The sequence below is a fragment of the Micromonospora sp. RTBAU3-60 genome, assembly GCF_054963695.1.
Window position 1 is genome coordinate 1 of the sequence record NZ_JBUEGB010000032.1, and the last position, 26,481, is coordinate 26,481.

Annotated in this window: 23 protein-coding genes; 16 read left to right on the forward strand and 7 right to left on the reverse strand. The window is 72.7% G+C overall.

Annotation, left to right across the window (positions count from 1 at the left end; translation table 11 throughout):
- From ACY34I_RS25815 to ACY34I_RS25835, 5 genes are all read right to left on the reverse strand, one after another.
- Window positions 1-468, reverse strand: a 468-nt coding sequence (locus ACY34I_RS25815) for a transglycosylase SLT domain-containing protein (protein ID WP_462757603.1), incomplete at its 3' end; no start/stop codon positions are given.
- A 480-nt stretch (window positions 469-948) separates the two neighbouring features.
- Window positions 949-1,773, reverse strand: a complete 825-nt coding sequence (locus tag ACY34I_RS25820; protein ID WP_462757604.1) for an SDR family NAD(P)-dependent oxidoreductase — start codon at window positions 1,771-1,773, stop codon at window positions 949-951.
- On the reverse strand, window positions 1,770-2,612 hold the full coding sequence (locus ACY34I_RS25825; protein ID WP_462757605.1) for an amidohydrolase family protein: 843 nt from the start codon (window positions 2,610-2,612) through the stop codon (window positions 1,770-1,772). The genes ACY34I_RS25820 and ACY34I_RS25825 overlap by 4 nt, the downstream gene beginning before the upstream one ends.
- Entirely contained in the window at window positions 2,609-3,796 is a 1,188-nt protein-coding gene (locus ACY34I_RS25830) for a mandelate racemase/muconate lactonizing enzyme family protein (protein WP_462757606.1), read from the reverse strand. The genes ACY34I_RS25825 and ACY34I_RS25830 overlap by 4 nt, the downstream gene beginning before the upstream one ends.
- Window positions 3,796-5,178: an aspartate aminotransferase family protein gene (locus tag ACY34I_RS25835; RefSeq protein WP_462757607.1), complete on the reverse strand. Its 1,383-nt coding sequence runs from the start codon at window positions 5,176-5,178 to the stop codon at window positions 3,796-3,798. The genes ACY34I_RS25830 and ACY34I_RS25835 overlap by 1 nt, the downstream gene beginning before the upstream one ends.
- 238 nt (window positions 5,179-5,416) lie before the next feature.
- On the opposite strand from ACY34I_RS25835, the gene ACY34I_RS25840 reads away from it, so the two are divergent.
- The 13 genes from ACY34I_RS25840 to ACY34I_RS25900 all read left to right on the forward strand — a co-directional run bounded on the left by ACY34I_RS25840 (window position 5,417) and on the right by ACY34I_RS25900 (window position 21,166).
- A complete protein-coding gene (locus ACY34I_RS25840; protein ID WP_462757608.1) occupies window positions 5,417-6,232 on the forward strand; it encodes an IclR family transcriptional regulator in 816 nt (271 codons plus the stop codon).
- Between the two features lie 279 nt (window positions 6,233-6,511).
- Entirely contained in the window at window positions 6,512-8,602 is a 2,091-nt protein-coding gene (locus ACY34I_RS25845; protein ID WP_462757609.1) for a hypothetical protein, read from the forward strand.
- 32 nt (window positions 8,603-8,634) lie between these two features.
- Complete coding sequence (locus ACY34I_RS25850) at window positions 8,635-10,812, forward strand: hypothetical protein (protein WP_462757610.1); 2,178 nt, start codon at window positions 8,635-8,637, stop codon at window positions 10,810-10,812.
- A 38-nt stretch (window positions 10,813-10,850) separates the two neighbouring features.
- Entirely contained in the window at window positions 10,851-12,113 is a 1,263-nt protein-coding gene (locus tag ACY34I_RS25855) for a Gfo/Idh/MocA family protein (protein WP_462757611.1), read from the forward strand.
- 24 nt (window positions 12,114-12,137) lie between these two features.
- Window positions 12,138-13,373 carry an ABC transporter substrate-binding protein gene (locus ACY34I_RS25860; RefSeq protein WP_462757612.1) on the forward strand — a complete coding sequence of 412 codons (1,236 nt, stop codon included), beginning with the start codon at window positions 12,138-12,140 and terminating at the stop codon, window positions 13,371-13,373.
- A gap of 94 nt (window positions 13,374-13,467) precedes the next feature.
- On the forward strand, window positions 13,468-14,370 hold the full coding sequence (locus ACY34I_RS25865) for a carbohydrate ABC transporter permease (RefSeq protein WP_462757613.1): 903 nt from the start codon (window positions 13,468-13,470) through the stop codon (window positions 14,368-14,370).
- Window positions 14,367-15,257, forward strand: coding sequence for a carbohydrate ABC transporter permease (locus ACY34I_RS25870; RefSeq protein WP_462757614.1), 891 nt, complete (start codon window positions 14,367-14,369; stop codon window positions 15,255-15,257). Before ACY34I_RS25865 ends, ACY34I_RS25870 begins: the two co-directional genes overlap by 4 nt.
- Window positions 15,258-15,262: 5 nt before the next feature.
- Complete coding sequence (locus tag ACY34I_RS25875) at window positions 15,263-16,285, forward strand: NAD-dependent epimerase/dehydratase family protein (protein WP_462757615.1); 1,023 nt, start codon at window positions 15,263-15,265, stop codon at window positions 16,283-16,285.
- A gap of 1 nt (window position 16,286) precedes the next feature.
- Window positions 16,287-17,294, forward strand: coding sequence for a dihydrodipicolinate synthase family protein (locus ACY34I_RS25880; protein WP_462757616.1), 1,008 nt, complete (start codon window positions 16,287-16,289; stop codon window positions 17,292-17,294).
- Complete coding sequence (locus ACY34I_RS25885; protein ID WP_462757617.1) at window positions 17,278-18,354, forward strand: hydroxyacid dehydrogenase; 1,077 nt, start codon at window positions 17,278-17,280, stop codon at window positions 18,352-18,354. The genes ACY34I_RS25880 and ACY34I_RS25885 overlap by 17 nt, the downstream gene beginning before the upstream one ends.
- A gap of 71 nt (window positions 18,355-18,425) precedes the next feature.
- Window positions 18,426-19,265, forward strand: coding sequence for a fumarylacetoacetate hydrolase family protein (locus ACY34I_RS25890; protein WP_462757618.1), 840 nt, complete (start codon window positions 18,426-18,428; stop codon window positions 19,263-19,265).
- The gene (locus ACY34I_RS25895) at window positions 19,262-20,200 is read left to right on the forward strand and encodes a GNAT family N-acetyltransferase (protein ID WP_462757619.1); all 939 of its coding nucleotides are present in this window, start codon (window positions 19,262-19,264) and stop codon (window positions 20,198-20,200) included. Before ACY34I_RS25890 ends, ACY34I_RS25895 begins: the two co-directional genes overlap by 4 nt.
- Window positions 20,201-20,314: 114 nt before the next feature.
- Window positions 20,315-21,166, forward strand: coding sequence for an SMP-30/gluconolactonase/LRE family protein (locus ACY34I_RS25900; RefSeq protein WP_462757620.1), 852 nt, complete (start codon window positions 20,315-20,317; stop codon window positions 21,164-21,166).
- Window positions 21,167-21,277: 111 nt separating this feature from the next.
- Here ACY34I_RS25900 and ACY34I_RS25905 read toward each other — a convergent pair whose 3' ends face one another.
- Together ACY34I_RS25905 and ACY34I_RS25910 are read right to left on the reverse strand one after the other, a co-directional pair.
- A complete protein-coding gene (locus tag ACY34I_RS25905; protein ID WP_462757621.1) occupies window positions 21,278-21,982 on the reverse strand; it encodes a response regulator in 705 nt (234 codons plus the stop codon).
- Window positions 21,979-23,109 carry a sensor histidine kinase gene (locus ACY34I_RS25910; protein ID WP_462757622.1) on the reverse strand — a complete coding sequence of 377 codons (1,131 nt, stop codon included), beginning with the start codon at window positions 23,107-23,109 and terminating at the stop codon, window positions 21,979-21,981. Before ACY34I_RS25910 ends, ACY34I_RS25905 begins: the two co-directional genes overlap by 4 nt.
- 142 nt (window positions 23,110-23,251) lie before the next feature.
- Between ACY34I_RS25910 and ACY34I_RS25915 the strand changes: the two genes are divergently transcribed.
- The 3 genes from ACY34I_RS25915 to ACY34I_RS25925 are packed head-to-tail and all read left to right on the forward strand — an operon-like array spanning window position 23,252 to window position 26,439.
- Complete coding sequence (locus ACY34I_RS25915) at window positions 23,252-24,241, forward strand: carboxymuconolactone decarboxylase family protein (RefSeq protein ID WP_462757623.1); 990 nt, start codon at window positions 23,252-23,254, stop codon at window positions 24,239-24,241.
- A gap of 9 nt (window positions 24,242-24,250) precedes the next feature.
- Window positions 24,251-24,703 (forward strand): DUF6220 domain-containing protein, encoded by a 453-nt coding sequence (locus ACY34I_RS25920; protein WP_462757624.1) that lies wholly within the window; start codon window positions 24,251-24,253, stop codon window positions 24,701-24,703.
- Window positions 24,700-26,439, forward strand: coding sequence for a multicopper oxidase family protein (locus tag ACY34I_RS25925; RefSeq protein ID WP_462757625.1), 1,740 nt, complete (start codon window positions 24,700-24,702; stop codon window positions 26,437-26,439). The genes ACY34I_RS25920 and ACY34I_RS25925 overlap by 4 nt, the downstream gene beginning before the upstream one ends.
- The last annotated feature ends 42 nt before the right edge of the window (window positions 26,440-26,481 follow it).

The following is a 26,481-nucleotide window of genomic DNA, read 5'->3' on the forward strand; positions in this document are numbered from 1 at the left end:
CCCGCCGTTGCGGACGTCGGACGAGATGGCGTCCAGGCAGGTACCGGCGCCCCGGCTCTTCAGCTGGAACGAAAACCCGGTGATGGCGCTGCGCGCCGTGTCCAGGTAGTTCCGCCACGCCCCGTTGTTGTAGGTCGACCACGGGGTCCAGCTACTGCCGTGATTGGAGATGTTCCACGCCGCGTTGGCGTTGCACTGGACCTGGTAGGCGCAGGCGTCACTGACCTCGGGGTGGTAGTAGTTGTTGATCTGCCACAGGCCCCGGTCGATCGAGCCGGGGTTCTGGCCGGTCGCCGACGGGTTGCAGCTTGACTCGGCCATGGCGACCGCCACGGCGACCACGATCTGCCGGACGTTGCCCGCGGAGGTGCTGACGTTCGCGGTGTACGAGAAGCCGGCCTTGGCGGCCACCTTGGCGCAGACCGTGGCGGCGGCGGAGGCCGCCGCGGCCATCGTGTCCGTAGGCACACCAGCCCCCGCGTTCAGCGATGCCGGCACCGGTCCGGCGGTACCGGCGGCCGAAGCCGGGGTCGCACCTGACGGAACCATCAATACGGCGGCCAGCGCCACGGCGAACAGTCGCGTCGGCCGAATCCGGCCTGCGCCCCGCCGCCACGTTCTGCTTTCGGAATCGGATCGCACACATGCCTCCCAAGGTCGAGCGCTTAGCCACCGGGGACTCACGCTGTCCGCTGTGCACTCCTGACGCGAACGACTGTCGCCACCATGTTAAACGTAAATATTTACGTCTAGCTATGTCGAACTTCGGGTGGGCGACCGGTTGCCGGGGCGATGCAGATCCGGCCCGAATGGGCCCCATGCCATCAGCGTGGAGCGCCTACTTCGCCGTCGACGACTGCGACGCCACGGCCGACCTCGCGATCTCGCTCGGCGCGCTGGCCCGACGGCCCTGGTCAGGGGGTCGTCGACCAGGGCGGTGCCGGCGCGTCAGAGGGTGCTGCGGTACGGGGGCATGAACCGGAGTCGGGGCATCTGGTCGGCGAGCACTCCCCCGTCGACGACCAGGTGGGTGCCGTTGATGTAGCGGCCGGCGTCGGAGGCCAGCAACAGGAGGGCGCCGACGCAGTCGTCCGGCGTGCCGTAGCCACCGCGCAACGGGATCCGCTCCTCCCAGGCGGCCTCGAACGCCTGCCGGTCCAGGGAGAACTCGCCGTCGATCGGGGTGGCGATCATGCCGGGGGCGATCGTGTTGGCGGTGATGCCGTGCGGCCCCAACTCGGCGGCGAGCGACCGGGTGAGCAGCTCGACGGCCCCCTTGGAGGCGTTGTAGTGGGCCAGCCCGGCCTCGGCCATCAGCCCGTTCTTCGAGGAAATGTTGACGATACGGCCGGGCACCCCGTCGGCGATCATGTGCTCGGCGACGCGTTGCGCGAGGAAGAAGACGGCGTCCACGTTCACCCGCATCACCTCCCGCCAGGCGGCAACCGTGATCTCGTTGAAGTGCTCCAGCCGAGCCACGCCGGCGTTGTTCACCAGGATGTGCAGCGCACCACGGTCACGGCGTACCTCGTCGACCCACGGGGCGATCGCCGCCGTGTCGGACAGGTCGAACGAGTACGGGTGGCAGGTTCGGCCATGCCGCGTCACCGCGGCCACGACCGGGCTGAGGTCGGTACCGGGCCGGTCCACCAGCACCAGGTCCGCGCCGGCCGAGGCGAGGCCGACCGCGAACGCGGCGCCGAGCCCCCGCGCGGCACCGGTCACCACGGCAAGCCGGCCGGACAGGTCGAAGGAGGGCGGGACGACGGTCATGCCAACCCCAGCAGGTCAAGCGACGGACGGTGGATCAGCTGCTCGATCTGCTCGGTGTCGAGCGGGTCGAGGCCGGGGATGCCGGGGACCAGGCCCACCCTGCGCAGCCCCTCGATCGAGGCGTCGACGGTGGTGAAGGGATAGTCGCTGCCGAAAAGCAACTTGCCCCACACCCCGTAGTCCTGCACCAGCCGGAGGCTGTGCCAGAGCTGGAAGGGGCGGTAGTGCAGCGCGGAGACATCGGCGTAGACGTGCTGGTGCTTGCGGATGACCGCGATGCACTCCCCCTCGTACGGGTGGCCGAGGTGGGCGAGCACCATGCGCAGCTCGGGATGCCGGATGGCCACCTCGTCGAGATGCACCGGCAGGGCGTAGCGCAGCGGCGCGGCGGAGACGAAGGTGGTGCCGGTGTGCACCAGCAGCGGCAGGCCGTGCCGTTCGGCGTAGGCGTAAAGGTCGTCGTAGGCGGGGTCGGCGGGGTCGAACCCGGCGTACATCGGCATCAGCTTGATGCCGCGCAGGCCGAGATCGCGGTGCCCGTGCTCCAGCTCGTCACGCCAACCAGGCTGGGTGGGATCCAGGGCGAGGTAGCCGACCAGCCGGTCCGGGTGGGCCGCGACGTACGCCGCCACGGCGGCGTCGTCGACCCAGAGGCCGGAGCGGCGGGCCTTGCCGCCGACGACGATGGTGCGGGTGTCCGGCGGTGCGGTGGCCGCGTACTGCGACCACCGCACCGTCAGGTCGACCTCGCCGCCGTGCGCCCGGGATGCCTCGGCGGCGAACGGGTCGCCGACGTGCCCCGGGCAATCGAACAGGTGCGAGTGCACGTCGACGATCATCGGCGGTCCCGCTTCTCCCACCCCTCGGCGAACATGTTCCAGAAGCCGTGGCTCGGCGGGTGCTCGGCGAACACCTCGTCAACCAGTTCGACGCCGAGTCCGGGGGCGGTGGGCAGGTCGATGTGCCCGTCGACCACCGGCAGGGCACCGCGCACGGCGTCGAAGACGTAGTCCTCCAGCAGGCCGTCGAACGTCTCCAGGATCTTGAAGTTGGGCATCCCGAGGACGGCGTGCACCGAGGCGGTGGTGCACAGCGGCGAGTTGGAGTTGTGCGGGGCGACGACCATGGCGTGCTGGTCGGCGATGGCGGCGAGCTTGCGCACCTCGGTGAACCCGCCGGCCATGGACAGGTCGGGCTGGATGATGTCGACGGCGTCGGTGGCGAACAGCCGGGCGTATTCGTAGCGGTTGTGGAAGTGCTCGCCGCCGGAGATCGGCATGGTGGCGCGGGCACGCAGCTCGGCATACCGCTCGATGTGCGTCCACGGCAGCGGCTCCTCGAACCAGCCAAGGTCGAACGGCTCCAGCTCGCGTACCAGCCGGGCGGCGGTGTGCATGGCGAAGCGGGCGTGCCCCTCGACGAACAGCTCGATCTCGGGCCCCACGGCGTCGCGGACGGCGGCGACGATGTCGATCGAGCGGCGCAGCTCGGCACGGGACAGCTCGCCGAGGCCCGCGCCGAACGGGTCGAACTTCAGTGCCGTGTACCCCTTGGCGACGGTGGCGACAGCCCGCTCGGCGAACGCGGCGGGCTCACGGTCGCCGGTGTACCAGCCGTTGGCGTACACCCGGACGCGGTCGCGGCAGGCCCCGCCGGTGAGGCGGTACGCGGGCACGCCGAGGGCCTTGCCCATGAGGTCGTAGAGGGCCTGGTCGATGCCGGAGACGACGATCCCGCCGATGTCGCCGCCGCGCAGGAAGTCGCCCTGGTACATGCGCAGCCAGATCTCCTCGACGTCGAACGGGTCGGCGCCGATCAGGTGCCGCCCGGCCATCGCCTCGACGAGCTGGCAGGTCTCCCGCGCCCGGTACGGGTGGGTGATCTCGCCGACGCCGGTCAGCCCGGCGTCGGTGTGCACCCGCACGTAGGAGAAGTCGCGCCAGGCGGTGCCGAGGGTGAGGGTCCCCACCCGGCTGATCCGCCCGGCGGGGCCGACGGGATGCGTCTTGTCGACGGTCAGCATCAGGACCGTCCTCCCCCGCCGGCGGTCGCGCCGCCCATCGTGGCGGTGCCGGCCAGTTCGGTGACGCCGCCGGCGGCGAGGGTGTCGCGGACGGCTGCCCGGGTGGCCTCGACGAGGTGGTCGATGTCGGCGTCGGTGTGGGCGTACGAGACGTGGTTGCGCTTGAGGTTCAGCGGCAGCTCGAAGATGCCGTGCTCGGGCATCCGCCGACGGTAGCCGATGAACATGCCGGCATCGTTGCCGAGCAGGTCGTCGTAGCTGCGCGGCACCGGCCCGGGCATGAAGTAGGTCACGAAGACGGAGCCGTGGCCGGTGACCACGGCGGGGACGCCGAGGTCGGCGAGGACCTCGGTGATGCCGGCGCGGGCCCGGTCGCCGAGCCGGTAGACGTGCTCGTGCACCGGCTCGGTGCGCAGCTTGCCGAGGGTGGCGATGGCGGCGGCGACCACGGCGGGGTGTCCGTTGTAGGTGCCGGCGAAGAAGGCGGGCGCGCCGGGGTGGGTGCTGAACAGGTCCATCAGGTCCGCCCGGCCGCCGAGGGCGCCGATCGGGTAGCCGTTGGCGATGGCCTTGCCGAGGGTGGTCAGGTCGGGGGTGATCCCGCTGATCTTCTGCCAGCCGCCGAGGTCGTGCCGGAAGCCGGTGATCACCTCGTCGAAGACCAGGACGCTGCCGGCGCGGGTGCACTCGTCGCGCAGGGCCCGGAGGAACTCCTGGTCGGGCAGAAGGCAGCCGACGTTGTGCGGCACCGGCTCGACGATGACCGCGGCGATGTCGTCGCCGTGGGCGGCGAAGGCGGCCCGGACGGCGGCCACGTCGTTGAAGCGCAGCACGAGGGTGGCGTCGAGGACCTCGGGCAGGATGCCGGTGGAGATCGGGTCGGGCACGCCCACCCGGTCGGGGGCGGAGATGACGTTGAGGCTGACCGAGTCGTGCCAGCCGTGGTAGCAGCCCTGGAACTTGACCACCAGGCGCCGGCCGGTGGCGGCGCGGGCGACCCGCAGGGCGTGGAAGGTGGCCTCGCTGCCGGTGCTGGTCAGCAGCACCTTCTCGATGCTCGGGACCAACTCGGCGAGGGCCTCGGCGAGTTGGACCTCGCCGTCGGTGACGGCCACGCCGCACAGGTCCAGCCGCTTGCCGGCCTCGGTGACGGCGGCGTTGACGTCTGGGTCGTTGTGGCCGAGCAGGGGTGGCCCGAAGGCCGCATGGTAGTCGGTGTACTGGCGTCCGTCGGCGTCCCAGAAGCGCGCGCCGGAGGCGCGGGCGATCACCATCTCGGTGAGGCCCGGGATGCTGCGCTGCCCGCTGTTGACGCCGCCGGGGATGACCCGGCGTGCCCGCTCGGCGATGGTGGCACCGGACGGGGCCGATCGTGAAATCACACCTTCTCCTCATCGGTGCGGCGCGGCGACCCAGCCCGGTCGCGGCGCCGCGGTTTGTCCGCCGCAGGAGGAACCATTCGATTTTCAGAACGCTGTTCGGTATTACCAAACGATGTTCGGCATACTAGGCACGCTTGATCGCGGCGGTCAACACGCCGGGGCACCATTTTCCGAACGGCTTTGTTACGCTGTTCGGCCTTGGCGAACAGCGTCGGCTTCCCTGACCGAAAGAAGGACCATGACCACCACCGAAGACGGGGACAGCTCCCGCTACCTGGTGCGCAGCGTCAGCCGCGCGGCTGAGGTGCTGGAGGCGCTGTCCGCCGCCGCCCCCGGCGAGGGGCTGAGCGTCACCGACATCGCCCGCGCCTGCGGACTGTCCAAAAGCGCCGCGTTCGCCACCCTGCACACCCTGTGCCGCCACGGCCTGGCCGCCGACGACGGCGAGGGGATGAACCGCCGCTACCGCCTCGGGATGGCGCTGGCCCGCCTCGGCGTCCGCGCCCAGGAGCAGCTGTCGCTGCGTGACATCGCCCGCCCGGTGCTGGCTGGGCTGACCCGTGAGACCGGGCTCAGCTCCCGGCTGGCCGTCCCCGAGGGGGCCCACGCGGTCGTCATCGACCAGGTCAGCAACGGCGAGCGCATCCAGATCGAGCTGCGGATGGGCACCCGCGAGCTGCCGCACTGCACCGGGCTGGGCAAGGCCCTGCTGGCCGAGATGACCCCGCCGCAGGTCGCCGAACTGATCGGCCGCGTCGGGCTGCCCCGACGCACCGACCACACCATCACCGACCTGGACTCACTCCTGGCCCACCTCGACGACGTCCGCAAGGCCGGGTACGCCCTCGACGACGAGGAGGACGCCGAGGGGGTGTTCTGCATCGGCAGCGCCCTGCGCGACCACACCGGGCAGTGCTGCGGCGCGATCAGCGTGACCGGGCTGAAGCTGGGTCTGCCCAGCTGGCGGTACCAGGAGCTGGGGCGCCAGGTGCGCCAGGCCGCCGAGGCCATCTCCGTCCGGCTCGGTCACGTCCCGGCGGACGTGACCTCTTGACAGCCGGTTCACCTGCTGTTTAACGTTCCCGCCAACGTCGCGGCCCAGGTCGCGACGGGCCGCGGCCCCTGGTCGCGGCCGTCTCGGGCGAACAGCTGACTCCCGTCGCGCCGCAGCCCCGGCGCCGGGCGTTTCGGTCAGCAGCTCCGCCGCCTGCGCGCCTCGCGCGTTTGCCCGACCTTCCCCCGTCCTGCGGCGCCCACCGTGGCGCCCGCAGACCCCCAGCCCCGCCGTCCGGCGTCGCGCCGGCCGGCTGGACCGCGAAGGTTGAGGCTCGCCATGGGTCTACTTGGCACGTCCACACTCACCCCCCAGGACCAGGTCCTACGCGTCGACACCGTCGCCGACCTGGCCACCCTCGCCCCCGCCGCGCTGGCGGTCCGCGCCCTGGTGCGGGTCGCCGGCTACCGCACCGCCGGCGACGGCGGCGGCGGACTGCTGCGCTGGGACCCCACCAGCACCGCCCCCGCCAACGGCGGCACCGTGCACGACCCGTACCAGACCGGGCGCGGCCGATGGCTGACCGTGCCCGACGGGGTCGGCGACTTCCGGCGGTTCGGGATCTTCGGCCGGGACACCCCCGCCGACGCCGCGCTGGACGCGATGGTCGCCGACCCGGCGATCCATCGGATCGAGGCCCACACCGACCTGCGCTTCGTCAAACGGCACACGTTCGGCCGCAGCGACATCGAGCTGGACTTCGGCGGGCACACCGTGCACACCGACGGCATCGAGCGCAACACCCACGACAATCCGTTCGGCGCCGTGCTCTACTTCCGCGGCGCGGTGACCGACACGGTGATCACCCACACGCTCACCGAGACCGTCCCCGAACTGACCGACGTGTTCCAGGTGCCCGACTCCGGGCGGTTCGCCGTCGGGCAGTGGTGGACGGCCACCAGCAACTCCCTCACCGGCGCCGACGAGCGCGAACTGCAGAAGATGATCCAGGTCACCCAGCTCGTCGACGGCACCCACATCCGGGTGGGCTACCTCAACGGCTGGACCCTGGAGCCCGGCCGCACGATCACCTGGCGGCGGGTCGAACCGGTCCAGCGCGCCCACGTACGCAACATGGTCTTCCTGGGCCACGTCGCCTTCACCGGCGAATACCCCGGCTCCGGCCCGGACGACCGCGAGTACAGCGGCTCCCACCCGGTCGCCTACGAGTACGCGGTGCGCTGCGACGTCTCCGGCATCGACGCCACCGGCACCTGGTGGCCGGTGATCATGCGCCGCTGGTGCACCCACTTCACCACCGCCAACTGCAGCCTGAAGAACCCGCCCACCGTCATGTACGGCGGTGCGGGCTACCTCACCCAGCAGATCTACTGCCTGTACGGGCACGTCGTGGACTGCCGTAGCGCCAACGCCCGGCACCTCAACGACCTGACCGCCTCGGCGTACTGCACGGTGGAGAACTGCCACGGCGACGGCGACGACGCCGGCGGCAACCCGTTCACCACCCACGGCCAGTACGAACACGACCTCGTCTTCACCGGCAACTCCGGCCTGATGGACATCGCCAACAGCGGTGGCCAGTGGGGCATCAGCGCCAAGCGGATCACTGTCCGCCGCCACGTCTGCTCCTGGTTCGTCGCCGGCACCAAGATCACCGACCTGACCCTGGAGGACGTGCGGGTCATCGCCCGCTCGACCTTCGACCCGGCCGGCACGCTTCAGATCAACGCCGACGGTGCGCAACTGCGCGGCTGTTCGGCGAAGACACTGAGCATCGCCCAGCGCTCGGCGCGCTCTCGCCGGCCCACTGTCATCACCGACTGCGACTTCGATCAGCCCGCCGGCACCGTCGTCGTGCAGACCCCGGTCAGCAACCCGGTGCACTTCGTGCGCACCACCTTCCGGGGCCTGGACGGGGCGATCCTGCGCGGCTCCGGTCCGGTGCACTTCACCGACTGCACGCTCACCGGGTCGCCGGGGGCCGCCCCGCTGCTGGTCGGCGCGGCGGAGGTGGTGATCGACGGCGGCACCCTCACCGACACCGGCATCGAGCTGTCGGCCGTCCGCGACCAGCGCCTCGTCGTCGACGGCGGCGCGGTGCTCGCCGGCACCAACGCCCGCCGGGCGCTGCTGACCCGGGCCACCGGGTCCGGGGCGGTCCGCGTCGAGCTGGGCGACTGCACCAGCACCGCCGCCGACGCGGGCACCGCCCACGTACGCCTGGGCACCGGCGTCAACCGCTACCGGGCCGTCGGCGCGCGGTTCACCGGCGGCCGACTGGTGCTCGCCGACGCTGCCTTCGGCGCCGCCTCCACGCTGCTGCACACCGGCTGCGTCGAGGAGGGGGTCGCCCGCGAGCTGCCCGCCGACTCCGCCCGCGTCGCCACCGGCGACAACCTCACTCTCTGATCACCCCGGCCCCTGGAAGAGGAGACACCCCCATGGACCGCTCCGAACCGACCTCCCGCCGCACCCTGCTGCGCGCCTCCGGGCTCGGCGGGCTCGCCCTCGCCGGCACCGCCCTCGCCCTCTCCCCCGCCACCGCCGCGTCCGCCGCCCCTGAGCCGGACAGCGCGGCGACCCCGCTGGTCCCGGGCCGCGACGCGGTCCTGCATGTCGGCACCGTCGCCGCCCTGCTCGCCCTGAAGCCCGACACCCTGCGCGACGGGCAGGTCGTGCACGTCGACGGACACTTCGCCGCCGGCGACGGCGGCGCCCGGCTGGTCCGCTGGGACGCGGCCAGCACCGCCGCCGGCAACGGCGGCACCATCCTGGCACCGAACGGCGACACGCCGGGCCGCTGGCGCCAGCTGCACGACGGTGTCGTCGAGTTCCGGCACTTCGGCATCTTCGACGCGAAGACCCCCGCCGACGCCGCCCTCGACGCCATGGTCAACGACCCCGCCGTGCACCGCATCGAGGCCCACTCCGACCTGCACTTCGTCAAGCGGCACCGGTTCACCCGCAGCGACCTGGTGCTCGACTTCGGCGGGCACACCATGTCCACGACCGGCATCGAGGACGCCGGCCGCGACGACCCGTTCGCCGCCGTGCTGTTCTTCCGCGGAAAGGTCACCGACGAGGTACGCACCCACAGGCTGACCGAGGCCGTCCGGGAGGGCTGGGACTCCTTCCAGGTCGCCGACTCCTCCGCCTTCGCTGTCGGCCAGTGGTACGCCGTCGAGGTCAACCAGCTCTCCGGCACCTGGGAGCGGGAGCTGCAGAAGCTCGTCCAGGTCACCCAGGTCATCGACGGCACCCACATCCGGGTCAACTACAAGAACGGCTGGGAGCTGGCCGCCGGCCGCACCCTCACCTGGACCCGGGTCGAGCCGGTCAGCCGGGTGCACGTGCGCAACCTCGTCTTCACCGGCAATGGCGCCGACCAGTACACCGGCTCGCACCCGATCGCCTACGAGTACGCGGTGCACTGCGACGTCGCCGACGTCGACGCCACCGGCACCTTCTGGCCGGTGATCATGCGGCGCTGGTGCACGTACTTCCACACCGCCCGGTGCACCCTGAAGAACCCGACCTCGGTCACCTGGGGCGGCGCCGGCTACCTCACTCAGCAGATCTACTGCCTGTACGGGCACGTCGAGGACTGCCGCACCTCCAACGCCCGGCACCTCAACGACTGGACCGCCTCGGCGTACGGCTACGTCACGAACTGCCACGGCGACGGCGACGACCAGGGCCCGTTCGTCACGCACGGCCAGTACGAGCACGACCTGGTCTACACCGGCAACTCCGGGCTGATGACGTTCGCCAACTCCGGGGCGGCCTGGGGCTCGGCGGCGAAGCGGATCACCGTGCGCAAGCACGTCTGCTCCTGGTTCGTGGCCCGGGTGAAGGTGACCGACCTGACCCTGGAGGACGTCCAGGTCATCCGCAAGGACGGGCTGGCCGGCTCCGGAATGATCTGGGTCAACGCCGACGGCGTGCAGCTGCGTGGCTGCTCCGCCGACGACACGCTGATCATTTCCCAGCAGTCCACCCGGTCGCAGCGACCCAACGTCATCGAGGACTGCGCGTTCACCCTGGCCGCCGCCGGCACCGACGTGGTGCAGGCCAGCGTCACGACCCCGGTGCACCTGGTCCGCACCACGATCCGCGGGGTCAACGGGCACACCTTCAGCGGCACCGGACGGCTGCACCTGACCGACGTCACGTTCGTCGGCGCCCCGGACGCCGCCCCGGTCACCGTGAAGTCCGCCGACGTGCGCGTGTCCGGCGGGACCTTCACCGACACCGGCATCCGCCTCGCCGGCGCCACCGACCAGCGGATCAGCGTCGGCGGTGGGGCGGTGATCAGCGGAACGAACGCGGCGAAGGCCCTGCTGTCCCGCGCCGCGGCCACCGGCGTCGTGCGGTGGGAGCTGGGCGGCTACCTCAGCACCACCGGCGACGCGGGCACCGCGCACGTCAGCGTCGACGCCGGCACCAACCGGTACTCGGCCGTGGGGGCGCAGTTCACCGGCGGGAAGCTGCGGCTGGCCGACGCCGGCTTCGGCGAGGGCTCCTACCTGCACCACACCGGGTGCGTCGAGGAGGGCGTGACCCGGGAGCTGCCCGCCGCCTCGTCCCGGGTCCGCGACGCCGGGAACCTGACGGTCTGACCGCCCGACGGCGAACAACAAGAGGAAGCGAGGAGCAGGTGGAACAGCAGGACCGGCCGGTGCGGGTGGCGCTGGTGGGCGCGGGCAACCGGGGTCAGACGTACGCCCGGTGGGTGGCCGCCAACCCGGGGCGGGCGCGGCTGGTCGCGGTCGCCGACCCGCGGCCCCACCAACGAGGGTTGATCACCGCCGCCCACCCGGGCGCGGCGGAGTTCGTCGACTGGCGGGACCTGCTCGCGGCGGACCCGCCGGCGGACGCGGTCGTCGTGGCCACCCAGGACCGGATGCACGTGGAGCCGGCCGTCGCGTTCGCCAAGGCCGGCCGGCACCTGCTGGTGGAGAAGCCGCTCGCGCCGACCGCGGACCAGTGCCGCGAGATCGTCGAGGCGGTCCGCGCCACCGGCGTACTGTTCGCCGTCTGCCACGTGCTGCGCTACACCCCGTACACCGACGTGGTGAAGCGGGTGGTGGACAGCGGGGTGCTGGGCGAGATCGTCAGCGCCCAGCACCTCGAACCCGTCGGCTGGTGGCACTACGCCCACTCCTACGTGCGGGGCCCGTGGCGGCGGGAGGACCTGGCCACCCCGATGCTGCTGGCCAAATCTAGCCACGACCTGGACTGGCTCAGCTACGTCACCGGCCGGCGCATCGAGCGGGTCGCCAGCTTCGGCGGGCTACGCCACTTCCGGCCCGACCAGGCTCCGGCCGGCGCTGCCGCGCGCTGCCTGGACTGCGCGGTCGAGCCGGACTGCCCGTACTCGGCGCCGAAGCTGTACCTGCCGGTGCTGCGCGAGCGCGGGCCGATCTGGCCGGTCAGCGTGGTCACCGACGGCACCGACGAGGACGCGCTGGTCGAGGCGCTGCGCACCGGCCCGTACGGGCGGTGCGTGTACTCCGGCGACAACGACGTCGTCGACCACCAGGTCGTGGCGATGGAGCTGACCGGCGGGGTCACCGCCACCTTCACCATGGCCGCCTTCACCGAACAGACCCACCGGCAGACCCAGCTGTTCGGCACCCACGGCTTCCTCTCCGGCGACGGCGAGCGGGTCCGGGTGCACGACTTTCGCACCGACCGGATCGAGGTCCTCGACGCCGGCGCGGTCGGCGGGTCCACCGCCGCCGACGACCACGGCGGCGGCGACACCGGGCTGATGGACGCCTTCGTCCGCGCCGTCGCCACCGGCGACGGCCACCACATCCGGTCCGGGCTGGACGAGACCCTCGCCAGCCACCTCGCGGTCTTCGCCGCCGAGACGGCCCGGCACACCGGCACGGTCGTGACCGTGCCCGCGCACTGAACCCACCCAGAGAGGAACGGAAAGATGCGACTTCGCAGGTTCGCACCGGTCGCGGTCGCCGCGCTGGTGGCCGGGCTGCTCACCGCCTGCGGCGGCGGCTCCGACGCCGGCGGCGGCAAACAGAGCATCACCATGTGGATCTACCCGGTGATCCCCGACGAGGCCACCCACCGGGGCTTCTGGGACAAGCAGGTCGCCGCGTTCAAGGCCGACCACCCCGACATCGACGTCAAGGTCGAGATCTTCCCGTGGGCCAAGCGGGAGGAGTCACTGACCACCGCGATCGCCGGCGGCAAGGGCCCCGACGTCGTCTACCTGATCCCCGACCAGCTCGGCAAGTTCAACAAGATGATCGAACCGGTGGACGACTACCTGCCCGCCGACGCGAAGGCCGACTACCGGGAGAACGTCCGGGCCGCCGTCACCCTCGACGGCAAGATGCTCGGCGCGCCGATCCTCACCAGCAGCAACCCGCTGATGTGCAACGCGAAGGTGTTCACCGCCGCCGGGATCACCGAATACCCGAAGACGTGGGCGGACCTGCTGGCCCTCGCACCGAGGTTCAAGGCCAAGGGCTTCGACGTCACCAACTACTACGCCGACCCGAACGCCACCCTGAACCAGTCGTTCTACCCGCTGCTGTGGCAGGCCGGCGGGGACGTGTTCAGCGCCGACGGCAAGTCCGTGACGTTCAACGGCCCCGCGGGCGTCAAGGCGCTGACCTTCCTCAAACAGCTCGTCGACGGCGGTTACGTCGAGAAGGACCTGATCACCAGCATCCCCGCGTTCGAGCAGACCAACGTCGCCAAGAACAAGGTCGCCTGCACCTGGCAGCACGTCCCGGCCGACGTCGAGAAGTTCTGGGGCAAGGAGAACATCAAGATCTTCCCGCCGCTGAGCGACGCCAGGAGCGTCGGCTACGGCACCGTGGGCAGCCTCTCCATCCTCAAGGGCAGCAAGGCCAAGAAGGCCGCCGGCGAGTGGGTCTCCTTCGTCACCGCCCCGGCGGTCGCCTCCGCGTACGACACCGCGGGCGGCTACTTCTCGGCCAAGACGTCCGCCGGGTCCCTGTACCCCCAGGACCCGGTGAACACCGAGATGGAGAAGACGCTCAGCAGCACCACCGTCGGCGCCCTCAACGAGAAGAGCCGCGAGGTGATGGGCGTGCTCGCCCCCGAGATCCAGGCCGCGCTGATCGGCAAGAAGACCCCCGAGCAGGCGCTCGCCGACGCGGCCAAGGCCGCCCAGGCGCTGCTCTGACCCCTACCGGCCCGCCGCCGCACCGCGGCGGCGGGCCGGGCACCACCACACCGGCCGCATCGGCCGATGTCGAATCTGCAAAGAGGATGGCGAGATGGCCGAACCTGCTCAGCTGCCGGCCCCGGGGGTCCGGCGGGTGATCGCCCGGCGCGAGGCACGATGGGGTCTGCTCTTCGTCCTCCCCGCGTTCCTGCTCTTCCTGGCGTTCCGCTTCGGCCCGGCGATCGCCGGGCTGTTGCTCGGGTTCATGGACTACACGATCGGCGGCGACGCCGACTGGACCGGGCTGGAGAACGCCCGGCGGCTGGCCGACGACCCGGTGTTCTGGCAGTCGCTGCGGATCACCGTCGTCTACACCCTGCTGTACGTGCCGCTGACCGTGGCCGCCTCGGTCGGGCTGGCGCTGCTGGTCCGGCGCGCCTTCCGCGGCGTCGGCTTCTTCCGGTCGGTGTTCTTCCTGCCGGTGGTCACCAGCCTGGTGCTGGTCGCCACGATCTTCTCCTGGGTGTTCTCCTCCGGCGGCCCGTGGTCGCGGATCCTCAGCTGGGTCGGCCTGCCCGCCGACTCCTGGCTGGCCTCCAGCACTCTGGTGCTGCCGGCGCTCGCCCTGGTCGGCGTGTGGTCGCACTTCGGGTACGGCATGCTGATCGTGCTGGCCCGCCTGCAGGACCTGCCGCGCGAGCAGGAGGAGGCCGCGCTCACCGACGGCGCCGGCCCGTGGCCGCGGTTCCGCTGGATCGTGCTGCCCCAGCTCAAGCCGGTGCTGTTCTTCCTGCTGGTGATCGAGACGACCGCCTCGTTCCAGGTCTTCGACCTGGTGTACGCGATGACCGGCGGCGGTCCGGCCCGCGCCAGCTACACCCTCGTCATGGCCCTGTACGACCAGGGCTTCAAGTACTTCGATCTCGGCTACGCCAGCGCGATCGGGGTGGCCCTGTTCGCGATGACCCTGGTCGTCGCGCTGATCCAGCGGCTGGCCCTCGGGAGGGACAAGTGACCGCCACGACCACCGCCCCCGCACCCACCACGGCACCCCCGGCCCGCCGGCGGCGCTCGTACCGGGCGTTGCAGCCCGGGCCGGCCGGCACCGTGCTGCGGTACGTGCTGCTCGCCGTGGCCAGCGTGGTCACGCTGTTCCCGTTCTACGCGATGGTGGTGCTGAGCCTGAAGCCCACCGCCGCCGTCGAGTTCCCCGGCAGCCTGCTGCCCTGGCCGATCAAGTTCGACGCGTACGCGACGGTGCTCGACTCGCGGGACATCCTGCGCTGGCTGCTGAACACCACCATCTACTCGGTGGTCAGCGTCGTCGCGGTGCTGGTGCTCGCCGCGATGGCCGGGTACGCGTTCGCGAAGAAGCGCTTCCCCGGCCGGGAGGCGATGTTCTGGTCGTTCCTGGCCATGGTGATGGTGCCGTACCACGTCACCCTCATCCCGACCTTCATCCTCATCGCGAAGGTCGGCGGGGTCGACACGTACTGGGGGCTGATCCTGCCGACGCTCGCCAACGCGCAGGCCGTGTTCCTGATGCGGCAGTTCATCCAGGGCCTGCCCGACGAACTGTTCGAGGCGGCGAAGATCGACGGCGCGTCGGAGTGGCGGATGTTCGTGCGGATCGTGCTGCCGCTGTGCAAGCCGATCCTGGCCACCCTCGGCGTGTTCGTCTTCCTGTGGCACTGGAACGACCTGCTCTGGCCGCTGATCATCGGGCAGAGCGGGGACATGCGCACCCTCACCGTCGGCATCGCCTCCCTGCAGAAGGAGCAGGTGCCGCTCAACGTCATGCTCGCCGGCTCGGTCGTCGCGTTCGTGCCGATCTTCGCCGCCTATCTCGTGGGCCAGCGGTACTTCACCGAGGGCGTCACCATGTCCGGAATCAAAGGATGAGTTCAGTGTTCAACAGTGAGTCCGAGCTGGAGGATCGCCTCGCCCGGCCGTCCGCGGCGCTCGTCGGCGACCTGGCCGGCGGCTCCGGCGACCTGGTGGTGCTCGGCGCCGGAGGCAAGATGGGCCCGTCGCTGTGCCGGCTGGCCCGCCGGGGGCTCGACGCCGCCGGCCGCTCCGGCGACCGGGTGTACGCCGTGTCGCGCTGGTCGGACCGGTCGGCGGCCGACGCGCTGGCCGCCGACGGGGTGGAACCGGTGCCGTTCGACCTGCTCGGCGACGGCGACCTGGCCGGGCTGCCCGACGCCGCCGACGTGGCGTTCATGGTGGGCGCGAAGTTCGGCACCTCCAGCGCCCCGTACCTGGCCTGGATGGTCAACGCGGTGCTGCCCGCCGCGGTGGCCCGCCGCTACCCGGCCGCTCGGACCGCCGTGTTCTCCACCGGCAACGTGTACCCGATGGTGCCGGTGGCCTCCGGCGGCTGCGTGGAGACCGACCCGCCCGGCCCGGTCGGCGACTACGCGATGAGCTGCCTCGGCCGGGAACAGGTCTTCGCGCACGCCGCCGCCACCCAAGGCACCCCGGTCGCGGTGATCCGGCTCAACTACGCGGTCGACCTGCGCTACGGGGTGCTCGCCGACATCGGTCAGGCGGTGCTGGCCGGCGAGCCGGTCGACGTCACCACCGGCCACGTCAACGTGGTCTGGCAGGGATACGCCAACGAGGTGGCGCTGCGCTCGCTGGGGCACGCCTCCACCGGCGTGTTCACCCTGAACCTGACCGGCCCGGAGACCGCCCCGGTGCGCCGGATCGCCGCCCGGATCGGCGAACGCCTCGGCAAGCCCGTCACGTACGCCGGCACCGAGGCGCCGACCGCGCTGCTCAACGACGCGACCCGCTGCCACGCGCTGTTCGGCTACCCGGACGTGCCACTGGGCACGCTGATCGACTGGCAGGCCGACTGGCTGGCCGCCGGCCTGCCCACCACCGGCAAGCCCACCAGGTTCGCCGTCCGCGACGGGAGGTTCTGACATGTCCCTGGACCTGCTACGCGACGGGACCGTCATCCCCGCGCACCCGCTCGCGCTGTCCGCCGACCGGCGCCTCGACGAGCGGCGGCAGCGGGCGCTGACCCGCTACTACCTGGCCGCCGGAGCCGGCGGGCTCGCCGTCGGCGTGCACACCACCCAGTTCGCCATCCGCGAGGCGGGCCTGCTGCGGCCGGTGCTCGCCCTGGCCGCGGAGACCGTCGACGCCGAGGCCCACCGACCGATGGTGAAGGTCGCCGGGGCCTGCGGCGACACCGCCCAGGCCGTCACCGAGGCCGAACTGGCCGCCTCGCTGGGCTACCACGCCGTGCTGCTGTCCCCCGTCGTGCCCGGCGCCGACGAGGCGTACCTGCTGGACCGGGCGCGGGCGGTCGGCGAGGTGCTGCCGGTGATCGGCTTCTACCTCCAGCCGGCCATCGGCGGCCCACGCCTGTCGACCGCGTTCTGGCGGGCGTTCGCCGACCTGCCATCGGTGGTCGCGGTGAAGCTCGCCCCGTTCGACCGGTACCGCACCCTGGAGGCGGTGCGCGGCATCGCCGCCGCCGACCGGGCCGCCGAGGTGGCGCTGTACACCGGCAACGACGACCACATCCTCGGCGACCTGCTCGGCGAATTCGCCGGCCGCCGGTTCGTCGGCGGGCTGCTCGGCCAGTGGGCGGTGTGGACCCGCGCGGCGGTGGCGCTGTTCGACCGGGCCCGGGCGGCCCGGGCCGGCGATCCGGCGGCGCTGGCGGAGCTGACCGACCGGGCGGCGGCGGTCACGGACGCGAACGCGGCGGTGTTCGACGCCGCGAACGGGTTTCACGGCTGCATCGCCGGGGTGCACGAGGTGCTGCGCCGGCAGGGGCTGCTCGACGGGGTGTGGTGCCTCGACCCGGCCGAAGGGCTGTCGCCCGGCCAGGCCGAGGAGCTGACCCGGGTGACCACCGCCTACCCGTGGCTGACGGACGACGACTTCGTCGCGGAGCATCGCGATGACTGGCTCCGGTGAGCCGTCAGCCGGGGCCGGCGAGAAGGGGCCGCCGGTGACCGCGCTCCCCGGCGGGTACCGTCCGGTCACTGTGGTGTCCGTACCCGCCGCGCTGCGCGCCCAGTTCTTTCCGGACCGAATCGGCGACCGGCTGACCACGCTCACCGACGCCACACTGATCGACGATCACGCGGCACTCACCCGTGACGGCCTGGCGCCGCTGCTGGCCCGGGCCGAGGTGCTGGTGACCTCCTGGGGTGTCCCCCGCCTCGACGCGGCCCTGCTGGACCGCGCCCCGGCGCTCCGGCTGGTCGCGCACACCGGCGCCTCGGTCAAACCGTTCGTGACCCCCGAGCTGTTCGCCCGCGGCATCACGGTCACCCAGGCGGGGCAGGGCATGGCCCGGTCGGTGGCCGAGGTCGCCCTCGCGTTCACCCTGGCCCTGCTGCACCAGACGCCCCGCTTCGACCACGCGCTCCACGACGGCGCGAGCTGGCGCCAGGCGGAACAGGCGCCACCTCGACACGAGATCCTCGGCTGCCCGGTCGGCGTCGTCGGCGCGTCCCGCACCGGGCGGGCGTACCTGGAGCTGGTCCGCGCCCTGGGCGCAGAGGTCAGCGTGTACGACCCGACCCTCGCCGCGGCGGACGCCGCCGCGCTCGGTGCCCGGCTGGTCAGCCTGGACGAGCTGCTCGCCGGCAGCCGCATCGTCGCGCTGCACGCGCCGACCCTGCCGGAAACCCGGCACCTGCTCGGCGCCCGCGAGCTGGCGCTGCTGCCCGACGGCGCCGGGCTGGTCAACACCGCCCGGTCCTGGCTGGTCGACGAGGCGGCGCTGGTCGCGGAGCTGTCCGGCGGCCGGATCGACGCCGCGCTGGACGTCTACGACGAGGAGCCGCTACCCACCGGCCACCCGCTGCGGGCGCTGCCCAACGTGCTGCTCACCCCACACCAGGCCGCCGGCACCGTGCAGGGCCGCCGGCGGCAGGGCGAGATCGTCGTCGACGAGATCGCCCGGTACGTGGCCGGTCGGCCCCTCGCGCACGCGGTGACCCCGGAGCTGCTCGCCCGGACGGGCTGACGCCGCCAACCCTCGTCCGTGATCGACTCGGGGCCCACCGACGGGCCCCACCCACCCCTGGAGAGGACACCATGAAGTTCATGCGGATCGGCCCGGTCGGTGCCGAGCGGCCGGTGCTGTTCGACGGCACCAGCTACTTCGACCTGAGCGGAGTCACCGCCGACATCGACGCGGCGTTCCTCGCCGCGGATCCCGTCGAGCGGGTCCGGGCGGCCTGGCCGCTGCCCGAACTCGACGTGATCGGAGAGCGGATCGGCGCCCCGATCGCCCGGCCCGGCGCGGTGCTCTGCATCGGGCAGAACTACAGCGCGCACGCCGCCGAGTCCGGGGTCGCCCCGCCCGAGCGGCCGATCCTGTTCCACAAGTCGCCGAACACCGTGGTCGGCCCGTACGACCAGGTGCTGATCCCGCGTGGTTCGACGAAGACCGACTGGGAGGTCGAGCTGGCCGTGGTGATCGGGAAGCGAGCCCGCTACCTCGACTCCCCCGCTGAGGCCCTCGCCCACGTGGCGGGGTACGCGGTCACCAACGACGTGTCCGAACGGGACTACCAGTTCGCCGACCCCGGCGGCCAGTGGTCCAAGGGCAAGTCGTGCGAGACCTTCAACCCCCTCGGCCCCTGGCTGGTCACGCCGGACGAGGCGGGCGACCCGCAGGCGCTCCGGCTGCGCTCGTGGGTCAACGGCGAGCCGCGGCAGAACTCCCGCACCGCCGACATGATCTTCGACGTGGCGTACCTGATCTGGCACCTGTCCCAGTTCACCGTGCTGGAACCGGGTGACGTCCTCAACACCGGCACCCCGCAGGGCGTGGCGCTGTCCGGCCGGTTCCCCTACCTGGCGGCGGGCGACGTGATGGAGGTGGAGATCGACGGGCTCGGCCGACAGCGCAACCTGCTCGCGCCGGCGTGACCGCCCCGGTCGAGTACCGGCCGGCCACGCCGGCGGACGTACCGTCGCTCTACGCCACGTGGCATGAGGCGTTCCCCGACGCGCACGTGACCGAGCTCTACGCCCGCGACCCCGGCCGCTTCCCGCGCACCTTCGTGGCGGTGGAGGCCGGGGCGGTCGTCGCCGCCGTCTACTACCTGCCCCGCCGGGTACGTAACGCCGCCGGCGGCGTCGATCTGGTCGGCGGCGTCGCCAACGTGGCCACCCGGGTCCGGGCGCGCGGCCGGGGTCACGTCCGCCGCCTGCTCGACCTGGCCGGCACGGCGATGGCCGCGGACGGCTGCGCCTGGTCGTTGCTGTTCACCGGCACCCCCGGCGTCTACCTGTCCAGCGGCTACCGCCCGTTCACCCTCCACTACCCGAGCGGTCGACCGGCGGCAGCCGCCCCGCCGCCGCCGGGCTGGACCGTCCAGCCTGAGTCCGAGGTGGACTGGGCGGAGTTCGGCCCGGTGCACGCGGCGTTCAACGCCCACCGGCCGCTCAGCACGATGCGGGACGCCGCCGACTGGGGGCTGCGGGTGCCGGTGTGGTACGCCCCGCCCGCCCAGCTGCTGGTTGCACGGCACGACGGCCGGACAGCGGGCTACCTGGTCGCGCAGTGGGATCCCGGGCACGTCCGGGTGCTCGAGGTCGCCGCCTGGCCGGACCGGCCGGACGCCCTACGCGCCCTGTTCAGCGCCGTGGCCCGCGCCGCCGCCGACCGCGGTGTACGGCACTGTGCGGCCCGGCTGCCCGCCGACCCGGCGATCGAGGCGGCGCTGCCGAGCCTCCTGATCGACCCGGTGGCGGAGACCGACGCCACCGGCATGGTCCGGCCGATCCACGCGGCGCCCGACCACCTGGCCGCGATCACCGAGGCGCCCGGGGCCTTCCACTGGCCGGCCGACTACTTGTGAGGCGCGTCCGGGTGTCGACCAGGGCGACCACCGGCTGACCGGTCGCGGCGCGGATGGTGTGCGATGTGGTGGGGCGAGCAGGCCACCACACGCTCGACCCACGAAGGAGGTTCGATGTTCGCGGAGCAGGTCACCCCGCCGATCGCCGGACACGGGGAAGGGCCGGTGTGGTGCCCCGAAGACCAGCAGGTGCGTTGGGTCGACATGCTGGTCGGCGACATCCTGGCTCTGGACCCGGTCACCGGGGCGATCACCCGCCGACACGTCGCTCCGGTGGTCGCGGCCGTGCGCCCGCGCTCCGGCGGTGGACTGGTCGCGGCCGTCGAGCGGGGCTTCGCGCTGCTCAGGGGCGACTCGGTGGAGCTGCTGCCCGAGATCTGGTCGGATCCGTCGGTCCGGATGAATGACGGCGGGTGCGACCCGCTCGGGCGCTTCTACTGCGGTTCCATGGCCTACGACGCCGCGCCGGGCCGGGCCGCGCTGCACCGGCTCAGCCCCGGCGGCGCGGTCGAGACGGTGCTCACCGGGCTCACCGTCTCCAACGGGTTGGCCTGGACCCGGGACGGCAGGACCGCCTGGTACGTCGACTCGGCCACCCACCGGATCGACACCTTCGCCTTTGACCTGAGCACCGGCGAGTTGCAGGACCGACGGCCGGGGGTAGCGGTGCCGCCCGACGCGGGCACGCCGGACGGACTGTGCGTCGACGTCGAGGGCGGTGTCTGGGTCGCGCTGTGGGACGGGGGCGCCGTCCACCGATACGCGCCGGACGGCCGTCTCACCGCCGTCGTGGAGCTGCCGGTCCGGCGCCCCACCGCATGCGCATTCGGCGGCCCGGACCACGCCGACCTCTACATCACGACTTCCCGCCAGGGACTGCCGGCCGAGGACCGCTCCCCGGCGGGGGCACTGTTCCGGATCCGACCGGAGGTGCCCGGGTTCCCCGATCACACCTTCGCGGGCTGACCTCCCCTGCAGTGGGCATTCACGGCAGCGCATGGCCTCCGTCGGTGTCCTGCCCGCGGCGAGTTCGCAACGGTGGTGGCGGCGTTGTCGGCCGCGCACGGCGAGGTGGCGTCACCGGCGACGCGGCGTGATCAGCCCCGACTCGTACGCCCACACGACCAGCTGGGCACGGTCGCGGCAGTGCAGCTTGGTCATCGCACGGTTGACGTGTGTCTTGGCGGTCAACGGGCTGATCACCATGCGCTCGGCGATCTCGTCGTTGGTCAGCCCCCGGGCGACGAGCTCGACGACCTCCTGTTCGCGGGCGGTCAGCACGCCGCGGCCGGCCGCCGGGTCGGCCGGCGGGGGGCCGGCGACGAACTCGCTGATGAGCGTACGGGTGACCGCCGGGGCGAGCAGCGCGTCGCCGCGAGCCACGACGGCGACGGCCTGCAGCAGGTCGGCGGGGTCGGCGTCCTTGAGGAGGAACCCGCTGGCGCCCGCGCGGAGTGCGGCGAAGACGTGCGAGTCGAGCCCGTAGTTGGTGAGGATGAGGACGCGGACCGCGGCGAGGTCGGGATCGGCGGCGATGCGACGGGTGGCTTCGATGCCGTCGAGTCCCGGCATCTGCACGTCCATCAGCACGACGTCCGGTCGCAGGCGTCGCGACAGCTGCACGGCCGCGGCGCCGTCGGCGGCTTCGCCGACGACCGCCAGGTCGTCCTCGGCGTTGAGCAACGCCCGGAAGCCGGCCCGCATCAGGGCCTGGTCGTCGGCGAGCAGGACCCGGATCGTGGCGGACTGAGCTGGTTGGACCTCGCCCAAGCGCTCGCTCATGCCGGACCGTCCAGCGGGAACGTGGCCCGTACCGCGAACCCGCCGCCGTCGCGGGCGGCGGCGTGCAGCGTGCCGCCCTGTCCGGTGACCCGTTCCCGCATGCCGCGCAGGCCCACGCCTGGTGTGACCGGCCGGACCGGCGACGCCTGGCCGTCGTCGGTCACCGAGACGGTCAGCTGTGCCGGGGCGTACGCGACGTGGATCTGGGCGGTGGCGGGGCCGGCGTGGCGGGCGACGTTGGTCAGGGCCTCCTGGACAACCCGATACCCGGCCTGGTCGACCTCGGCGGGCAGGTCCCGGGGCTGACCGGTGACGGTCACCTGCACCGGTACGCCGGCCGCCCGGGTCCGCTCGGCGAGCTCGCCCACCCGGGCCAGCCCGACCCGGTCCCCGTCGGAGGGTGAGCGCAGGACGTCCAGCGTGGCCCGCAGTTCCCGCATCGCGGTGCCGCTGGCCTCCTGGATCGCCAGCAGCGCGGCCGACGGTTCCTCGCCGTGCTTGCGGGCCAGGTGCACGGCGATCCCCGCCTGCACCTTGATCACCGAGATGCTGTGGGTCAGCGAGTCGTGCAGATCCCGGGCGATGCGCAGGCGCTCCTCCCCGGCGCGGCGCAGCGCCATCTCCTCGCGGGTGCGTTCGGCGTCGATGGCCCGCTGCTCGACCTGGGCCAGGTACGCCCGGTGCTGCCGCGTGACGAGCCCGGCGACGTTGGCCGCCAGAAACCAGCCCAGCAGCAGGGCGGTCCGCTCGGCGATCTGCTGACCGGGCCGGCCGGCGGGCGCGACTGAGATGTCGTGGGTCAGGAAGCCGCCGAGGAAGACGACGCTGGCCAGGGCAGATGCCCATCGGTGCCCCCGCCAGGCGGCGACGTAGACCGCGCCGAGGACGGCGAACGCGGCGGACACCCCGGCGTGTACCCGGACGTGGACGGCCAGCATGGCGGCGGTCACCACGCCCAACGCCACCACCGGGTACCGCCGGCACGCCGCCACGGCCGCCGCCATGGCCAGGACCAGGGCGACGTCGAGCGCCCGTACCGCTCCGGCGTCCGGCGCGAGCGCGGCGTCGCCGAGCAGGAGGACACCGAGGGCGAGGCCGCTGAGGGCGTACGGCAGATCGCGGCGCATGAGCGAACTGTAGAACGGCCGTCATCGGGGAGCATCCCGCGCCTGCGGTAGTTGAGGCGTACTGCGGACGCGGTATCGGCGGCCGGGCGAGTGCCTGCGGCGGCACGACGTTTTCCCGGCCCGCCGCGGCGAGCATCGAGCCATGACATACCGCTTCTTCACTCCCGCGAAGGCGTCGGCGGCGACCGGTCTCACCGCGGAGGTCTACCGGCAGCTGCGGGACGAGTTCCTCGGGCCGGCGCCCACCTTCCAGGCGCTCTCGGCCGTGCCGGAGGTGCTGGCCGCGACCTGGGCGCTGATGCGCGAGGCCCTGCTCGCCGGGGACACGTCCCGGGTCGACCGCGAGCTCGTCGCGGCGGCGGTGTCCCGGGCCAACCGCTGCCGGTTCTGCGTCGACGCCCACGTGATGCTGCTGCACGCGCTGGGCGAGCACGAGCTGGCCGAGGTCATCGCCCGGGGCGGGACGCCACCGGAGCCGAGGCACGCCGAGCTCGTCCGCTGGGCCGAGGCCAGCCGCAGCCCCGGAGCCGCTGAGTGGACCAGCCCGTACCGGCCTGAGGTCACCGGCACCCTGCTCGCCTTCCACTTCATCAACCGGATCGTCTCGGCGCTGCTCGATCCGGATCTGCTGCCCGGCGGCCTGCAGCGCTCCCCGGTGGTGCGGTCCGTCGGGGGCCGGCTCTACGCCAGGACGGCCCGGGAGCCGAAGGAGCCCGGCCGCAGCCTGCCGCTCCTCGACGACGGCCCGACGGCCCCGCCGGCGTGGGCCGGGGACAGCCCGGTCGGCGTCGCGTACGCGTCGTTGAGGACGGCCGCCATGCAGGGCGGAGACCTCCTGGGCGACGTGGCACGCCGGACGGTCACGGCCACCGTGTGCTGGGAGGACGGGCGGCATCCGGCCCAGCCCGCGCAGTGGGCCGCCGATCTGATCCGGGACCTGCCCGGCGCGGACCGGGTCGGGACGCGGATCGCGCTGCTGGCGGCGTTCGCGCCCAGCGCGATCCGCGCCGGCGACGTCGCCCTGTGGCGGCTGTCCCATCCGGCCGACGCCGACCTCGTGCGGCTGCTCGCGTACGGCGCGATCACGGCCACCGATCACGTCGCCCAGGCCCTGTCCCCGGCTCATCTCTAGGAGGTCACCATGCGCAAGGCCCTCGTCATCGTCACCACTGTGCTGCTGGTCGCGTTCGTCCTGCAGTTCGTCTTCGCCGCCGTCGGCGCGTTCACCAAACCCGCAGGCGACGGCGCGTACGCCCTGCACAGCGTCACCGGGATGGCGGTCATCCCCGCCCTCACCCTGCTCACCACCCTGTTCGCCGTACTGGCCAAGGCACCGGGCCGGCTCATCGGACTGGCGATCCTGCCGCTCGGCCTCGTCGTCGTGCAGGGGCTCATCGCGATGCTCGCGAACGCGTCCACCGACGCCGCGGGCGCCAGCACGCCGTTCGGCCTGACCATCGCCGGGCTGCACGCGCTCAACGGAATCATCGCGGTGCACGTCGTGGTCAGCGTCCACCAGGCGGCGCGAAAGCTGGCCCGCCCGGCGCCGGCCGACACCATCCCGGTGACCGTCCGGGAAGGCGAGCCGGCATGACCGTCGGCTCGCTGCTCGCGGCCGACCTGGTGATCGCGGTCCTCGCGGCCGCCGGGTGGCTGGGCGGCGGCGCCGCCTCGGCCGCCCGGCGCCGTCCGCTCGCGCGGGGACTGGCCGCCGTCGCGTTGCTCGCCACGCTCGCCCGCGCGATCACGATCACCGCGCTCGCCCGCGCCGGCTGGTGGTTCGCGGCGGAGAAGGTCCTCATCGCCGCCCCACTGTCGCTCGCCGCGGTGGTCGTCGCCGGGCCGCGGCTGCTGCGGACCCCGGGCGACCCCCGGTCCGTCGCGGTCCCGCTTCTCTTCGCCGGGTACGCCAACAGCGCCGCCCTGCTCGTGACGGTCCTGCACGGCTATCCCGCGTCGGCAGGCGCGGGCCTGCTCGCGGTCGCCGGGGTCGTCACGGCGACCGCGGTCTCGTGGCGGGCCCTGAACGCCCGCCCGTCCCGGACGGTGTCCCGGGCGGCCCTCGTGGTGGCGGTCGCGGCGCTGGTGACCGGCACCGGGCTGGCCGCCACCCCGGCCGCTGCTCCCGCCGTACCACATGATCATGAATATCGGGAGGCGCGGACCGTCGGCGAACCGACCAGGCGGTTCACCCTGACGGCCGGGACCGCCACGGTGAGCGTGAGCGGCCGTGACGTCACGGCGTGGGCGTTCAACGGGCAGGTTCCCGGGCCGGAACTGACCGCCACCGTCGGCGACGTCCTGGAGGTGACGCTGCGCAACCGGGACATCGCGCGCGGCGTCACGCTGCACTGGCACGGGTACGACGTGCCGAACAGCCAGGACGGGGTGCCCGGCGTAACGCAGGCGGCGGTGCTGCCCGGACAGGAGTTCGTCTACCGGTTCCGCGCCGAACAGGCCGGGACGTACTGGTACCACACGCATGCGGTGTCCGACGTCGGCGTGCGGAAGGGGCTCTACGGTGTCCTGGTGGTGCGCCCGGCGCCGGTGACCGGCGTCGACGTCACGGTGCCGGTGCACACCCTGTCCGGCCTTCCACTGCCCGCACCGAGAACGGAGCCGGTCGAGGCGGGGACGCCCGTGCGGCTGCGGCTGATCAACACCGACAGCACGACGCACCGGTACGCCCTGGCCGGAGCCCCGTTCCAGGTCGCCGCGATCGACGGATCCGACCTGCAGGACCCGACCTCGCTCGTGGACACCGCCGTGCTGATCCCGGCCGGGGGACGCTACGACCTGGTGTTCACCGCGCCCGCCACACCGGTGGCGCTGTTCGTCGACGGACGGGCGGTCTACTCGACCGGACCGGTGTCGACGGCGACCGGCGCGTGGCCGGTGCTGGATCCGCTCACCTACGGCGCCGCTTCCCCGGCGCCGTGGTCCCGATTCGACCGGGAGTTCACCCTCGTCCTCGACCGCGGCCTCGACCTGCACGGACTGCTTCCGCGATACGCCCACACCGTCAACGGCGCGGCCGACCCGGACATCCCGCCCCAGGTCGTACGCCCCGGCGACATCGTCAGGTTCACGATCGTGAACCGAGCACTGGTGGTGCACCCGTGGCATCTGCACGGCCATCACGTCCTGGTGCTGTCCCGCAACGGAAAGCCGGCGACCGGGAGCCCCCTGTGGCTCGACTCCTTCGACGTGCGCCCCGGCGACGTCTGGGAGGTGGCGTTCCGGGCCGACAACCCCGGAATGTGGGCCAACCACTGCCACAACCTGGCGCACGCCGACGCCGGGATGACGCTGCACCTCATGTACTTGTGACCCTCCGCTGCGGTGAGCCGGCCGCCGACCCCGCCGTGGCCG

Bases quoted from the DNA above. Each gene is read 5' to 3' on its own strand.
- ACY34I_RS25820 (WP_462757604.1), bottom strand. From the start codon at position 1,773: ATGACCGTCGTCCCGCCCTCCTTCGACCTGTCCGGCCGGCTTGCCGTG.
- ACY34I_RS25825 (WP_462757605.1), bottom strand. From the start codon at position 2,612: ATGATCGTCGACGTGCACTCGCACCTGTTCGATTGCCCGGGGCACGTC.
- ACY34I_RS25830 (WP_462757606.1), bottom strand. From the start codon at position 3,796: ATGCTGACCGTCGACAAGACGCATCCCGTCGGCCCCGCCGGGCGGATC.
- ACY34I_RS25840 (WP_462757608.1), top strand. From the start codon at position 5,417: ATGACCACCACCGAAGACGGGGACAGCTCCCGCTACCTGGTGCGCAGC.
- ACY34I_RS25845 (WP_462757609.1), top strand. From the start codon at position 6,512: ATGGGTCTACTTGGCACGTCCACACTCACCCCCCAGGACCAGGTCCTA.
- ACY34I_RS25850 (WP_462757610.1), top strand. From the start codon at position 8,635: ATGGACCGCTCCGAACCGACCTCCCGCCGCACCCTGCTGCGCGCCTCC.
- ACY34I_RS25860 (WP_462757612.1), top strand. From the start codon at position 12,138: ATGCGACTTCGCAGGTTCGCACCGGTCGCGGTCGCCGCGCTGGTGGCC.
- ACY34I_RS25865 (WP_462757613.1), top strand. From the start codon at position 13,468: ATGGCCGAACCTGCTCAGCTGCCGGCCCCGGGGGTCCGGCGGGTGATC.
- ACY34I_RS25880 (WP_462757616.1), top strand. From the start codon at position 16,287: ATGTCCCTGGACCTGCTACGCGACGGGACCGTCATCCCCGCGCACCCG.
- ACY34I_RS25885 (WP_462757617.1), top strand. From the start codon at position 17,278: ATGACTGGCTCCGGTGAGCCGTCAGCCGGGGCCGGCGAGAAGGGGCCG.
- ACY34I_RS25890 (WP_462757618.1), top strand. From the start codon at position 18,426: ATGAAGTTCATGCGGATCGGCCCGGTCGGTGCCGAGCGGCCGGTGCTG.
- ACY34I_RS25900 (WP_462757620.1), top strand. From the start codon at position 20,315: ATGTTCGCGGAGCAGGTCACCCCGCCGATCGCCGGACACGGGGAAGGG.
- ACY34I_RS25905 (WP_462757621.1), bottom strand. From the start codon at position 21,982: ATGAGCGAGCGCTTGGGCGAGGTCCAACCAGCTCAGTCCGCCACGATC.
- ACY34I_RS25910 (WP_462757622.1), bottom strand. From the start codon at position 23,109: ATGCGCCGCGATCTGCCGTACGCCCTCAGCGGCCTCGCCCTCGGTGTC.
- ACY34I_RS25915 (WP_462757623.1), top strand. From the start codon at position 23,252: ATGACATACCGCTTCTTCACTCCCGCGAAGGCGTCGGCGGCGACCGGT.
- ACY34I_RS25920 (WP_462757624.1), top strand. From the start codon at position 24,251: ATGCGCAAGGCCCTCGTCATCGTCACCACTGTGCTGCTGGTCGCGTTC.
- ACY34I_RS25925 (WP_462757625.1), top strand. From the start codon at position 24,700: ATGACCGTCGGCTCGCTGCTCGCGGCCGACCTGGTGATCGCGGTCCTC.